This window comes from Novipirellula galeiformis, assembly GCF_007860095.1.
GTDB classification, from domain to species: Bacteria; Planctomycetota; Planctomycetia; order Pirellulales; family Pirellulaceae; genus Novipirellula; species Novipirellula galeiformis.
The window spans coordinates 93,299-108,066 of the sequence record NZ_SJPT01000013.1; the positions used below are offsets into that span (position 1 = coordinate 93,299).

The 14,768-nt window shown below is 56.1% G+C and carries 9 protein-coding genes; 4 read left to right on the plus strand and 5 right to left on the minus strand.

The window, feature by feature from the left end; genetic code table 11:
- Positions 1–41: 41 nt before the first annotated feature.
- The gene (locus Pla52o_RS27160; protein WP_197169479.1) at positions 42–191 is read right to left on the minus strand and encodes a hypothetical protein; all 150 of its coding nucleotides are present in this window, start codon (positions 189–191) and stop codon (positions 42–44) included.
- Positions 192–299: 108 nt separating this feature from the next.
- The gene (locus tag Pla52o_RS24345) at positions 300–2,843 is read right to left on the minus strand and encodes a carbohydrate binding domain-containing protein (protein ID WP_146597246.1); all 2,544 of its coding nucleotides are present in this window, start codon (positions 2,841–2,843) and stop codon (positions 300–302) included.
- Between the two features lie 837 nt (positions 2,844–3,680).
- Here Pla52o_RS24345 and Pla52o_RS24350 point away from each other — a divergent pair.
- From Pla52o_RS24350 to Pla52o_RS24360, 3 genes are all read left to right on the plus strand, one after another.
- Positions 3,681–5,825 (plus strand): FAD-dependent oxidoreductase, encoded by a 2,145-nt coding sequence (locus tag Pla52o_RS24350; RefSeq protein WP_146597247.1) that lies wholly within the window; start codon positions 3,681–3,683, stop codon positions 5,823–5,825.
- 728 nt (positions 5,826–6,553) lie between these two features.
- Complete coding sequence (locus Pla52o_RS24355) at positions 6,554–7,522, plus strand: DUF1559 domain-containing protein (RefSeq protein ID WP_197169480.1); 969 nt, start codon at positions 6,554–6,556, stop codon at positions 7,520–7,522.
- Complete coding sequence (locus Pla52o_RS24360; protein WP_146597248.1) at positions 7,519–7,962, plus strand: hypothetical protein; 444 nt, start codon at positions 7,519–7,521, stop codon at positions 7,960–7,962. Before Pla52o_RS24355 ends, Pla52o_RS24360 begins: the two co-directional genes overlap by 4 nt.
- A 446-nt stretch (positions 7,963–8,408) precedes the next feature.
- On the opposite strand, the gene Pla52o_RS24365 is transcribed toward Pla52o_RS24360, so the two are convergent.
- Positions 8,409–8,879 carry a hypothetical protein gene (locus tag Pla52o_RS24365; protein ID WP_146597249.1) on the minus strand — a complete coding sequence of 157 codons (471 nt, stop codon included), beginning with the start codon at positions 8,877–8,879 and terminating at the stop codon, positions 8,409–8,411.
- A gap of 619 nt (positions 8,880–9,498) precedes the next feature.
- Between Pla52o_RS24365 and Pla52o_RS24370 the strand changes: the two genes are divergently transcribed.
- Positions 9,499–11,541 (plus strand): PAS domain-containing hybrid sensor histidine kinase/response regulator, encoded by a 2,043-nt coding sequence (locus tag Pla52o_RS24370; protein WP_146597250.1) that lies wholly within the window; start codon positions 9,499–9,501, stop codon positions 11,539–11,541.
- Here Pla52o_RS24370 and cmk read toward each other — a convergent pair.
- Together cmk and Pla52o_RS24380 are read right to left on the minus strand one after the other, a co-directional pair.
- Positions 11,538–12,212, minus strand: coding sequence for a (d)CMP kinase (cmk, locus tag Pla52o_RS24375; RefSeq protein ID WP_146597251.1), 675 nt, complete (start codon positions 12,210–12,212; stop codon positions 11,538–11,540). The two genes, Pla52o_RS24370 and cmk, sit on opposite strands and share 4 nt — an antisense overlap.
- Entirely contained in the window at positions 12,209–14,758 is a 2,550-nt protein-coding gene (locus tag Pla52o_RS24380; protein WP_197169481.1) for a transglutaminase TgpA family protein, read from the minus strand. Before Pla52o_RS24380 ends, cmk begins: the two co-directional genes overlap by 4 nt.
- Positions 14,759–14,768 lie beyond the last annotated feature (10 nt).

Here is a 14,768-nt window from a genome sequence, read left to right on the forward strand (position 1 = left end):
TTGGGGGGAGAGGACTGTCTTTTAGGAGTGGAGTGTAAGTTTCATTCGGTGTTTCGTGCCGCGTTTGGTGCACTTTCAATTTTGTCCCTCGCACTTGAATCAGCGAAAGACACGGCATTGACGACAAGTTTCATCACCGCCGCAACCCGCACGCCGATCATAGTTGCCACGCCGATCATCGTCTTGGTCAAATCGCCAGGAATCCTTCGAACGCATCGGCCATCATTGCCGATGTGTCAATCACGATGCCCGCTCGGGGAATACCCGAGCGGGAAATGCACGTTCAGGTGATCGATGACTTAGGGCTCCAGATAGCGTTTGAGTTGGACGAAGTTGATCAACAGCTCTTCGCCAGGGGCCGCTTTTTCGTCAGTGAAGGCGATGGTCTGCGTTGCAGACTTGGCGCGGAAAACGAGTCGATTGAGGTTGATCTTAGCGACTTTCTTGTTGTCCTTGTAACGCCCGGTGTTGCGACGGTCGATATGAACGAAGCTCTTGTCATCAAGTATCTCGACACCTTCCAATTCCACATCGATACCGTATTTACGGGGATTGTATTTTTCACCGATGACATCCTTCATGTCGGCGGTGACGAATTGCAGACAGTAGGTTTTCCCCACCTCCAGACCCTCCGCGGTTTGGCTGATCCGGTTGGGCTTGCCAGCACTGCGGGTCATCACGCAAACCGTGTCACCGGCGCTACCGCCACCCCAGCGGCCCTGGCTGTTTTTTCCATAGCCGGCAATCGCTCGGGTACGCAGCGCGTCTTTGGCCGCTGGCGACGCCGTCCAGCCATTCAAGCCGTCCGTGAAATCACCGTTTGCCAACAAGCCGGGGTTGTACTTGAACCCGTAACGATCCGACAGCATTTCTTTATTGCCTTCGACGGCATAGTGGCGCATCAGTTTGAAGGACCACCGCACCAACTCTTCGTCGCCGTAATAGGTTCCCCAATAGCCCGTCGTCGCTAGGCCTTTGAAGTCAGGACTGTTGGCGATCAGGTTGACCTGCATGTCCAGGAAATACTTGAAGTCAACTTGCGGATTGTGTTCCAGAGAGATGATCGGAATCTGGTTAAAATTGCCGAAGATGATGCCGGTTCCGGCGGCCGCGTTGGGATAGAACGCGTTAAAGCGGCGCATCGTTTCCCCGACCATATTGTCGAGATAGGCGGCGGCCGCTTTTTCGTTGTCCCGAGGATGACAATATGCCTCGAACAGCAAGCGGCCGCGGCCTGCGGAGGCGTTCAAACAAGTGGATATGAAATCGCTGTGTAGCGAGCGGATGCTGGGTTTGCCGACGACCCAGGTGTACACCCGTCGGTTTTGCGGGTTGCGTACCATGCTCAGGGCCTGAGCATAGTTGCTGATCGTGGGTCTGCCGAAGAACAGCTCGTCGCTGGTAAAACCGTCGTACTGCGGCTGGGTCATGCCGGCCGTTTTCTCCATCCGGTCCCGCAACTTGGCGGGATCCCCCTTAGCGTCGACGTTGAAATTGGCGAGCCATTTTAAGCCCCGAGCTTTGGCTTCGGGCAGCGCGTCACCCGGCAACGTGCCGCCGTTCAGCGTGGTCACGGCGTGCAGGATGTGCTCCTTCATGAAGTCCCAACCGTAACTGCCGTTTTCCGGGACGCGCGAACTCACGCACGGGGGATAGTTCAAGATTTCCGGGATCGATCGTACGATCAGCCGCGCGTCCGCCCGGTTGCCGCTAACGGTGATGCGATGTTCGCCCGCCGCCAGTTCGCGAAACGCTTCGAGTCGGTCGGTGGTGGCGGTGATTACCGTGTCGCTCTCATCGAGCGTGATGGTTGAACCCGATTCTAGCTTGCCGCCTGTGAAGGCCATGAATACCCAGCCATCACGAGGATTCACAAACGTGAACGACTGCGTCGCAGCGTTCGCGCTAACGGGCTGGTTCAACACCTCGGCCACCAAGTTGTTCAGTTGGCGGACGTTGCTGAGGTCGATGGCGGGAGGATCGACGATGCTGATCGCGTAGTCCGTTTCCAGAACCGTCTTCTGCGTTTCGCGGTGCCGGACGACAGCATTCAGCGCGTAGTCACCGCGGGGGAGTCCGGCGAGACGGACGCGGAGGACACCATCGTTGGCGAGCGGGATCACTTGCGCGGGGATTGGGTCACCGTCGACGGTGACAACGCACTCCAAAATTTCGCGTTCTTGCCCCTGAAACCGATAAAACTGACAAGTCAGCTCCGGGTTGGAGCGGGGGATCTTATTTAACAGCGGTTGGAGCGGAACTAGCCGAGCAGCGTTTACCAGGGATCGTTGCGATGAGGAACCTTGGCGCGCCCCTTCGCTGACGGCCTCGAGCTTGACGTCGGCAAAATGGATTTCACCTGTCTGGCGGGTGGCGTACATGGCGACACCGTACTCATTGTTTCTGGAAGGCATCAGAGTGAATGTCCTTTCGTACAACGTCCACTCGGAATCCGCGGGAAACTTAGAGATGCCTGTCGCAGAAATCCAGCCTCGGTTGTGAACGATCAGCCCACCTGCGCGGCACTGGAAGCCCTTGGTCTTGACGTACGCGCTGAATTTGTAGGTTTCGCCGGGCACCAACGTCAAACCTTGCTGGCGCAGGCTCGTCGAGCCAGGCGTGTCGCCGTCGATTTTCAGGACAACAGCGGGCTGCTCTCCATCGGGCCCTCCCACGCGATCGTAGAACACATTCTTGGCCGAGGATGGACTCCAGAATTCGGGGAACTCCACTTGTTCCGCGTCAAAACGGCCGTTGATCAGCAAATTCTCACCTGCCGCCACAGCAGCGTGAACGGAAGTGGACAAGAGAGCGATGCCGAGCAACGTCAGAAGCATTCTCATTGGGGTTTCTCCTTGGTGGTTGAACGCGAGTCAGTTCGCGGTAATCAAATTGGCAATCATCGCCTGCGCCGCCCGATAGACGCTCGGACTTTCGCTCCCGTCAGCGCTGGATTGCGTGAGGCAAACGAAGACTTCGTCTACCTCCGGCTGACGTCCTTACTTGGCGGCGAGAGTCGTGTATTCAAAATCCCGGGTGCTGCTCGAATCAGTTGGAGCCTGATCGAGGGCGCCATCCCACTCGGGTCGCCCAATCCGGCCGCCCACTCAAGGCAACGCCCCTAGCAGGATACGGCAGCATCCCTTCACCCCAATACGGGGCGCGAAAAGACGGCGTCGTCCACGGATTTTGCCTCTCGGTCCTATCGATGGTTGGCCCGTATCGTAAGCCCTTCACGGCCTAGTGCCAACTCACCCACAAACGCATGCGAAACGGCACGTTTCTTCCCACTTTGAGTTTCGAGTAGCAGAACTCGCGTGAGAGGTTCGCATCGTTGCGTAGAGACAACGAAAGTCCGGACGACTTCCGCTACGATCACCCCCCACTTTCAAACCAGACGAAGCACTGGCGGAACGGCATTCACGTCGTCGCTAGAATCGACCGATTCTCGATCACCGAAAAGCTCGTATCGAGAGAGACCACAGACGGCGCCGTGCGAATACAATGGGGCGTATCATGTGTCATGATGGGGCAGGCGTCACGATGGGGCAGGCGTCACGATGGGGCGGGCGTCACGATGGGGCGGGCGTCACGATAGTGCGGGCCTCATGATGGGCGGGGAAGATCCGATTCAGCTAAAACCTAGACTTCAACTAACCACTCGACGTAACAAAAAATAGATGATCCACGTAAAGCAAGTTTCGAAGCGAGCCGGTTGGATGATGGCCGTCGTTGTGAGTGCCGCTTTGTATGCGGTCGGTTGCCACAACGTGACCATGGCGGGTGAGCCACACTACTACGAACCGGCAGAGCCTGGGCAGCCAAAATTGATCCAGTGCGACGTTGCCGTGTACGGAGGCACTCCCGCCGGGGTGACGGCGGCGATTCAGGCCGCGCGAGAAGGGAAGTCCGTCGTCCTGTTTTCCTTCAACCGGCACGTTGGCGGGATGACGTCCGGCGGATTGACCTCGACAGATCTAGGACGAAAAGAATCGATCGGCGGAATCGCACTCGAATTTTACAATCGGATTGGAAAGGCACGCGACTATCGTCCTGGGGAAGCCGAGACGCTGTACCGAAAAATGCTCGATCAAGCGGGCGTGAACGTTTTGCTGGGACGTGCACTGAGCTCCGTGGAAATGCAGCATCAGCGACTGGTTTCGGCAACCATGGAAACGGGAGAAACCGTTCGGGCAGCCATGTTCGTGGACAGCACTTACGAAGGCGACCTGCTGGCGGCTGCGAATGTTTCCTATCATGTGGGACGAGAACCGGCGGCGACTTACGATGAATCGCTCGGCGGGCAATGGCAGGACGTGTCGTGGAAGGACGTCTACCAATTTTGCCGGCTGCCGGTCAGTCCCTACGTGATTGCGAATGATCCGGCGTCCGGTCTGCTACCCGAAATCGCCGCGGAAGCTCCTGGAAAACCGGGCGAAGGCGACTTCAAAGTCCAGGCGTACAATTTCCGACTTCAACTTTCACTCGGCGCAGACCGGATCGCGTTTCCGAAACCGCGCGGTTATGACGCGGGTCGCTACGCGCTGCTGGCCCGCTTTCTAAACTTTGATAAACGCATCGATTGGCGTCTGAACTACACGACGGCCCCGTTGACCGATGGCCCGGTGCAGATGCGGCTGGGCGACAGCAACAACGCTGGCAGTTTTTCGTCCGACTATGTCGGTGGCAGTCACCGCTGGCCCGATGGCACGTACAACTCCGGCTCGTTCACCGAACTGCCTCCGCCACGCCAAGGACTTCCACTGCCGCTGCGTGAATTGTACGAACTGCGCGAACGCATTTTCCAGGACCACGTCAACTATCAACAAGGATTGATGTACTTCTTGGCGAACGATCCTCAGGTTCCCGAGACGCTGCGAAAAAGAGTCAACGCATGGGGACTCGATCCATTGGAGTTCACGGAAACCGGATTCTGGCCTCATCAGTTGTATGTGCGTGAAGGCCGTCGCATGGTTTCAGACTATGTCGTTACGCAGGCGGATTGTGAATCGAGACGAATCGTCAATGATTCCGTGGGGTTGGCTTCGTATCCGATGGATTCTCACTTTTGTCAGCGTGTGGTTGTGGAAGAAGACGGAATTCAAACGGTGCGGAACGAAGGTGGTTTTGGACATGGATTCCCGAAGCCGTATCCCGTTTCGTACCGCTCGATCGTTCCCAAAAAGAATGAATGTCAAAACCTGTTGGTGCCGGTTTGCCTGTCCTCGTCCCATGTTGCCTTTGGATCGATCCGCATGGAGCCGGTGTACATGATTCTGGGCCAAAGCGTCGGCACCGCCGCAGCCATGGCGATCACCAAACAGATTGCCGTGCAAGATGTGGACTACGCCAAGCTGAAAGCAAAACTCGAGCGAGACGGCCAACGACTCGTCTGGAACCAACAGGCTGTTGGCAAATCAGCGAAGCCGCTAGCCGGACTGGTGACGGATGTGGCGGAAGCAAAAACCACCGGCTCGTGGACCTCCGGCGCGTTGGCTCCCGTCTGTGGTCTGACCTACCTTCACGATGCCAATAACGGCAAGGGGGAAAAAACGGTGACCTTCAACATCAACGTTCCCAAGCCTGGCACTTATCAAGTGAAGCTGTTGTATGTCGCCTCGGGCAATCGATCCAGCAAGACGCCCGTGACCGTCACCGTGAGTGAAGAAGAAAAGAAGTTGACCGTCAACCAGCGCAGGGCCACTGCGAATGGTTCATCGCTAGGAAGCTTTCGCATCCACGATTCGGTAACGGTGACGGTAGCGAACCAAGACACCGATGGCTTCGTGATCGTTGATGGCGTGCAGCTCTTACCGCAAGACTAGTCTTTTCGGCATAACTCCTCAAAGCGGCGAAGCTGCTAAACGTAGCCTAGGCTACGTTAAGCTCAATGAGTTGTGCGGAGCTGCTTACGTCGGACGTCGGAGGCTGCGGTCGGCCAGTGCACGGTGCGAGTTGGGATCAATAACGCCTGCGATAGCGTTTTTTGCCGCGACTGCTACTCCGCGTCATTCGCCTGCATTCCCCTTCTAGTTCGGGCTCTGCTGTTTCTTCTCGGCTAGCCTTCCGTTCGTTTACGAATCGAAACGGGAATCCGAAGCAATCACGGACGGCAAGTTCTCGGCATCCTTAACCGCCCTCCGCTGCACCGCGCCGTTACCGACGGAGTCGCCACCGCGAACAGCTCTAAAGTGCAAGTCTGTAAAGTACAAAGCCGGATCTGATTCATCGCATCGCACCACCGATCTTTTCTGTTGTAACAGAATAACAACCGCAAAAAAACACTCATACCGACTCCGCAGCATCCGTTGGCTCGCGTGCGAACAACGAGTCGTGAACCAGTGTCCAGCACCGCAACCGCTCGTCGAAATACCATTATTCGTGGCGAGTAAAAAATGCAGCACTTTTTGATTGACGCGCGGCAAAGCACCCCATATGGTTATACGCTCCCCGCTAACGTGAGGAAACCATCCGTTGCGCCGTTTGAGCAATCGATTGAGCGCTGCTGTTCGGCTACCCTCACTCATCGAGTTCTTATTCAAAAGGTTGAACCGTGTTCTGTAAATTGTCCACGTTCGCATGGCTCTACCGCGATGACTCTCATCGCGGGCGGCGACCGACCGACGTGAGGGCGGACGCCTCGCGCGGCTTTACGCTCGTCGAGTTGCTTGTTGTCATTGCAATCATCGGAGTGCTGGTCGGATTGCTATTGCCCGCCGTCCAAGCTGCTCGTGAAGCAGCCCGCCGCATGCAGTGCTCCAATAATGTGAAGCAATTAGGATTGTCGATTCAAAATTACCACGACACTTTTCGCAACTTACCACCGTCGTCGCGGACGCTCGGTAGCGGGTCGACCGGCATCTGGGTCCGCTTAACCCCCTTCTTCGAACAGGGCACCATTTCAGACCAGTACAACTTCAACGTCGGGTACAGTCAAAATTTGCCGTTGCTGCAAAACATGACCGTGTCGGCATTGCTCTGTCCCAGCGCCACAGTGACCGAATCCGCCTTCGAAACCGGGGTCCAGACCACGCATTATTATGGTAATAGCGGCCCGATTGGAACGAATCCGTCGACCGGGTTGGACTATCCACGCGACACGGCAAACGAGAGAGCGGACGGTGCATTTGGTGAGTACGCCATCGGCGGTTTTTTTGGACCCAAAGTCAAAGCCGACTATTCCTCGGTTACCGACGGGCTCTCCAACACCATCGCGATCGGAGAAGTGGCCTACAAGGAATATCCCAAGTATCGAGCCTGGAACCGCGGCGTGTATTACGCCAGCGGCGTTGCCCTACTGAGCACGAAGAATCACAAATTCCCGATCAACATCGCGGTTGCCAATCCAAGCATCGCCCCCAGCTTTAGTTTTAACAACGGCGGTTATGGCAGCCAACACCCCGGCGGGGCAATGATGGGGATGGGCGATGGTTCGGTCCGTTTCTTTACTGAAAGCATTGCGATGCCGACCTACTTGGCCCTAGCCAGTCGCGAAGGCGGAGAGGTGGTGGAAGTACCATGAGCAACAAACGAACCTATACCGGCGGGGCCGCACGATTCAAACTTCCGTGCTGTGGCGTCATCGCATGCGTTGTGGCGGTATGCCTGAGCGGCTGTGGCGACTCGGGCCCGCAACGTTATCAAGTTTCCGGCAACGTGACGCACGACGGCAAACCGGTACCCAAAGGGTCCGTTTTGTTCCAGCCCGAAGGCTCTGCGGGCAGCGGCAGCGAGTACGGAGTGGCCGTCATCCAAGACGGTCGTTTTGACACCGCGGCCGAAGGAGGCCGTGGGGTTTTGGGCGGTGCCTACACCGTGGCGATCGAGGCCTTTGACGGTAGCGACGTTGACCTAGATATGATGCCGGATGGGCGATCTCTCGCCAACGGTTATCGCAAACCGCTCGAGCTTCCAAAAGCAGACAGCAACCTTGATTTTGAGTTGACCGAGTCGTCGAAATAACCGTCACCGAGTCGGCAATGTTGATCGAGTCCTGGGAACCGACGCCTCAAGCGTTCGTTGTTGATTCCCAAGCGATGCCAAAGCGTTCGCGCCGAGAATCCGGAGACGGACTCCTCGGCGCGAACGTTGTCAGCAAACTCCTCGGTCGCGTCTCTCTGCGTCACCCCACGGCTTCCGTCAATGCAACCGCATTCCTTGCCCCCATAAGCGTAGCGACATCCCCGGAATCCGAACCGTAGTACGCCGCCGACCCCGCGGCGTCGGTTGGGACATCCGCGCTGGCCTTCCGGTGGTATTCGCTGTGCTCAAGCCACCAGCGACTGTCTGTCATCCCGTCGGGATGAAAATTGCGTAAACCCCAAAAACCGCAACCCCAACTTTTCCACAGCCCAGGTTAACGCCCAAACGGCTGATGGGATTTCTCCCCATCATTCCTGCCTAGCTGCTTACCGCAGCGACTCGAGCCCTTCCATTTCATGGCGGAAATCAAATTGTAAATCGGGGTGCACCTTTTCGATCGCCTTTTCGATCTTCTTCAACTGGGCCGCGTACATGTTGGCGCTCACTCGGCAATTGCCAATCCGGACCTCGCGATCAATAAAGCGGCGACAAAAATGGATCCGAATCTGCAGTTCGGTTTCTTTATCTCCGGAATAACGAATGCGTTTGTCCATCGATCGAATGATCTTTCGCATCGTCTTTTTGTGAATGAACGTCGCGGTGGGAAATTGCTCATCAATCTCCGCACACACTTCATTCGCATATCCCCGTTCGTCACCCGACTTCATCAGCAGGTAGGTCAACAATTCTTTGTTATCGACCTTAAATTTCGCCAGCCGCACGCAGGCGTCCAAAAGTTCCTGATGATCGAGAACCGCAAGCGCCTTTTTCAGCTCCGAAACGGTTGCCGCTTTCATACTCGAACCTGTTTTTCTCGGATCATGGTATCAATGACTCTCTCGCGATTCGTGCCAGTTATCGCGTACTTTGCCCCGAATCATATTCCGCACACGGGAAACACGTAAGGTCACGCCCACGTGAGGCCCCGTTCCAGAGCCGTCCTCCGGCGGGGGCGTGCGATCCGCGACCGAGGCGGGAACTGGGCTCAGGGGTCATACCTCAACCCCCACTCCCAAGCGTGAACGCGAGAGTTCGTTCCGCGTCGGTCCGTTATCTCTAGTTCCGCGTCGGGTGATTTCGCCGCGGGTCACCAGCCGCGACGGCTGACACAACCGGACCGAAACCACCTTGTTCCCGCAGTAGCGATCTGTAATCGGCACGATTGCATGTGATTTCCTTGCATCCCGAATTAAGCTTGCTTTAGAATGAGTGATTAAGCATGCCGATTGTCATGAAACACGAGAGAGTTGTTCGGCATTGATTTTGCTTGCGGTCGCGACCGGATCTTGTTGCCGCAGACTGCACCGACTTGACCCGCCACGCAGGTCAGACGCTCGTGACTTGCCGGTTTGGCCTGTCACCCCCCTCAACGTTCCGCTTTCGACGAACCATCCAAAGAGCGATCGAGTCATCGAGATGGATAACAAACGATCCACTTCCCCCACCCCTTCTGAACGCGACGCCCCCGCTCCGCTGGCGAATGGCGAAGAATTTGACGAGCGTTTTTTGCTGCAGTGTCTGATGGACCATATACCCGACAGCATCTATTTCAAGGATGCCGAAGGCCGATTCATCCGTATCAACCGGGCCAAGGCGGAACGATCGGGTTTGCCATCCACCGAAGAAGCGGTGGGCAAAAGTGACCTCGACTACTTCTCCTCCGAACATGCGGAGAAAGCGATGGCGGATGAGCGAGCGATCATGACGACCGGCCAACCGTTGATCGAATCCGAAGAGCACCTGATCTGGGGCAGTGGTTTGCAACGTTGGGTGTCGACCACGAAATTGCCGTTACAAGCAAAAGACGGGAAGGTGGTCGGAACCTTTGGGATTTCGCGGGACATCACAAAGCTAAAACAAACCGAAAATGCATTAGAGCGTGCCAAGGAGGCGGCCGAGTCCGCGAACCGAGCGAAAAGTGAATTCGTTGCCAATATGAGCCACGAGATTCGAACGCCCATGAACGGCGTGATCGGCATGGCCGAACTGCTGCTCGACACGGAGCTCAGCCCATCCCAACGCGAATACACTCAAGCCGTCCTAGAGTCAGGCGAGGCGTTGCTAACGCTACTCAATGAGATCCTTGATTTTTCAAAGATCGAGGCCGGCAAACTCGAGTTGGACCCCCGACCATTTGACTTGCGCGACAGCATTGGCACGATGATGAAATCGCTGGCCGCCCGCGCTCACCACAAAGGACTCGAATTGGCTTGCCACTTCGATCGCGAGCTGCCCGAGAGAGTGATCGGCGATGTCGGTCGATTGCGACAAGTCTTGATCAACTTGGTCGGCAACGCGATCAAGTTTACCGAGCGTGGCGAAGTCGTTGTCGATCTTAAAGTGGAGGACCGCACCGATGATCACGTGCAAATCAAATTTTCCGTTAGCGACACCGGAATCGGCATTCCTAACGACAAGCTAAAAACGATTTTTTCGGAGTTCGAGCAAGCCGATAAATCGATGACACGCAAATATGGCGGGACGGGATTGGGGTTAGCAATCGCGTCGCGGTTTGTCGAACTGATGAAGGGCGAATTAGCCGTGTCCAGCGTGCTAGGCCAAGGGACAAACTTTAGCTTCACGATTGGATTGCCGATCAGCGAGCAAAAACTGACGCAGAAAGAACAGATCTCTCCCGACTCCATTGCGGGTTTGCGGGTCTTGATTGTCGACGATAATGCAACCAATCGCCGCATCCTGCAAGAGACGCTGCAAGGCTGGGGAATTGAATCGCAAACCGCTGGGCACGCCCGTGACGCACTTCAGCAAGTCAAAGGAGCGGTGCAGCAAGGGCAACCATTCGATTTAGTCATCTCCGATGTGAACATGCCTGAAATCGATGGATTTGAACTGGTTCAATCGCTTCGACACGACCACGAGCTGGCCGAAACCACGGTGATGCTGTTGACGTCCGGTATCCGTTCGGGTGACCTTCCTCGCTGCGAACGATTGAATGTCGCGACGCACCTGATGAAACCGGTAAAACAATCGGAGTTATTGGAGGCGATTTCGCAAACGGTTGGCAACCTACCGCGTGTTCCACAGGAAGTCACCGTCAATCAAACGCGGCCTCTCACAAGCTCACGAAGCCTGAACATCCTGCTAGTCGAAGACAGCCTCGTCAATCAAATGGTCGCGATCGGATTATTGAAAAAGGGGGGGCACACGTATACGGTGGCAAACAACGGGATCGAAGCGGTCGAGTTATCAGCATCGAACCCCTATGACCTGATCCTGATGGACATCGAGATGCCCGAAATGGATGGACTACAGGCAACTCGCGCGATCCGTGAACGCGAACGATCCACGAACAAACACACGCGGATCATCGCGATGACGGCCCACGCGATGAAGGGGGACGATGACCGCTGTTTTCAAGCCGGGATGGACGCCTACCTGACCAAACCGATTCGCCAAGCCGCCTTGCTCAATGCGATCAGCAAACTTGAAATCGACTAAGCCTTGGATTGCGTTTGGCACTTTGCAATCGCGCTGCGAACATGGGTCAATACCCACGCCAACACTTCCTCGGGCGTCATTGCATCGGTTTGCAGGATCACGGCATCCTCGGCGGCTCTTAGCCGACCGACCGCACGCGATTCATCTTCACGGTCTCGCTTGTTCTGAGCCGCCAACACTTGGTCGAACGACATGTGCCGTCCCGTGCTGGTCAATTGTTCGCGGCGGCGGCGGGCCCGTTCCTCAGGCGATGCGGTCAGAAAAATCTTGCACTCCGCTTCGGGAAAGACTTCCGCCCCCTGGTCACGCCCTTCGGTGACAATGTCACGCCCCTCGGCAATCCGGCGTTGCTGAGCCGACAATTGGCTGCGGATCGCCGGTTCATCCGCCAAGTATCGGATCGCATCGGTCACCGTGGGCGAACGGATCTCGTTGGAAACATCTTCTCCACTTAACAGAATCGTTTCGCCATCCCATTGCAAATCAATCCCGCGAACCACTTCGATTAACGCCTGGGTATCATCGAATTCAACTTGGGCACGTATGACTCCCAATGTCGCAGCGCGGTACAGCGCTCCGGTATCTAAAAAATCAAACTTCAATTCGTTGGCAACTTGCCGTGCGATACTACTTTTTCCAGCCCCCGCTGGGCCGTCAATGGCTACGATCACAATGCGTTCTCTCTGGTGGCGTTTGCGTTGATGGATGAATCGTTGGAATACTTGTCGCTCGCTGGCCGCGTCAACCGAGCTTGCACTTGCGTCTTTAACGCGGCGAGACTTTGCTCAATCATTTGCGGCTCCACGTCCGCGTCGGTGGAGCTTGACGCCGTCTTTTTCCCGAACCGTAATCGATAGAACGTGTCCGTCAATAGACGAATCGGCGAAGAGGCGTCTGAACTCGCATTGGGCGCGGTTTGATCCGCGAACCGATTTAACTCCGCATCGGCGACGTCGGCAAATTCGTATGGCGTTTGAGCGGGTTGGCGTCGAATCCCGCATTGCAGCAAGCAATCGAGCGCCTCGGCATAGAAGGCAAGACTCGGACGAGAGGGTTGCGGCGGACGAGGCAGCCTTGCACGCCAACGAATTGCCGAGACCCCTCGCACCGATCCAAACAGCCCGAGCGTCAGGATCACACCAAATAACGCCGCGGGCCACGAGAAACCATTCCGCAAGGAAAGAGTCCCGCCACCGAGTTGCCCCGCCTGAATTTGGTCGATCACCCCTTTCAACACCATCGTTAATACATTTCTCGATTCGATGATGGGAGACATTGCCGTTTTGGTTTTGCCTGACGTCGACGCTTTACTCGTATTCAAGTCGACCACATAACCTTTCCAAAGTGTTTCGGCCAAGTCGATCACGCTGTTGACGCCTTGTGTGTTCCCCTCGGAATTGCTGCCTCCCGGCGTGGCGTCTAAACGCAGCCAATACTCCTCTGACTTCGGTTGACCATACACCACCTGATGAATGTCTCGCTCGTCAATCAACGCTTCGACCCAAGCATGCGCATGCGATTGACGGGCGACATAATAATGCCCTAGTTCGTTGAAATCATCGGTGTGGTAGCCGACAACCAAGCGCGCCGGGATGCCTTGGCTTCGCAACATCATCGCAAGCGCCGAGGCGAAATATTGGCAGTGCCCACGACGGTCCGTCGCGACAAATTTTTCGATTGGATCGACGGTTCCCGACGACTCCGCGTTTAGATTCAAGGTGTACTCAAAGCCACCTTCGATACTAAGAAATTCGACGAACCGTTGCGCAATCGCCACGGGGCCGCTCTCATGCTCAGGCATGCTGCTGGCGATCGCGTCGGCCAAAAGCTTCACCGTTGGCATTCGCTTTTCGTTAAACCGGAGCAACCGGTTACGATATCCGCGACGAAACCGATCGGAGGAATCCAATCCCAATCCCCTCCTCTGACTCTCATACCGCCGGTTCTTGAGCTCCGCAAGTTCCGATTCGCTGACAGGCTCGGTTGCCGCCGAGCGAGCAATCCATTCCGATTGATAGCCGTCGCGGAATGCGTGAGTTCCAAACGCATACCGAATCGGCGGATGCTCCCATTCAGCTCGATCGCGACGCCCAATCGTCCACCGATCATAGCGGTGAACCACATCGGATTGTCGATTGGTACGGAAGTAGGGCGCAATCGCAAACAAGGAGTCGCTTCTCATCGCTTTACAATCGATGTCCACATGCACGGCATCATAGAAATTCCGATCGTTACTTCGCTGCGGAAAATACTCTAACGGCAAACGTTGAGAATCGTGGATCGTGCTGCCGGGAAGCGAAGACCAATCCGCGGTCGCTTCCCCCTTGTCATCGTGCGAATGATAATGTTCGAGCACTCGCCCACGCAAATAGATGCCGTTGATGGCTTGATAGGGCTTCTCGGTCGCTCGCTCCGTCATCCAGACGCGAAGGGCAACCTCGGTGTTTTGCTGCATTTGCCCAAATTGCTTCAAACGAACCACGTCGTCGAAGCCTACTAACGCGTTGCCTTCATTGTTCATTCGCGCGGACTCCGTCGTCCGCGGGATCGCGTAAAAGAAAGTGCCCCCGATCATCAAAACCGCCGGAATCATCGACCACAAAATCGTCGGCAGCATGCCTCGCTGTGTGACCGGCGCCGCGTCAACAGAGTCCGCAGCGACGTGCTGCGTTGGCCAGCTCTCCACGCCGCCAAGCGAAGTCGACATCCCGGAAATCTCTGTTCCCCCCTCACCCGGCTCGACGCCCGACAAAAGGGCCAGTGCATAGGCTGCGACCAAGCCAATCGGGACCATCAAGATCCCAAAACTCAAGGCGTTGTTAAAGACCGCCGCGACGATCAGTTCCAGCAGACAGAACACGCACAATTGTTCACAAACCCGCCGCGTTTTCCGCTGCAGCATCAAGATCGCTTGCACCAACACCAACAATTCGGAGACTGCGACAAGATGCCGATCTCCAGAGCGGTAGAGGTCCAGTGTGATCCAAAACCGACTGCTGGGATCGATTACGATAAAATCGCTGACGCAATAGACCGCCGACGCGATCATCGCCATGTAGGCGAGGGCAGCGGGAAGCGAAAATAACGCTAACCAATCGACGAACAGGTAGCCAAAGACGGAAAAGAAAATCGCAACCAGGGCAAACGTCTCCGTTTCCGCATTGCTGGCCAGAACCATGCCGCCGAGACAGGACAAAATCGCGAAGAATAACTTCACGCGCCCATCC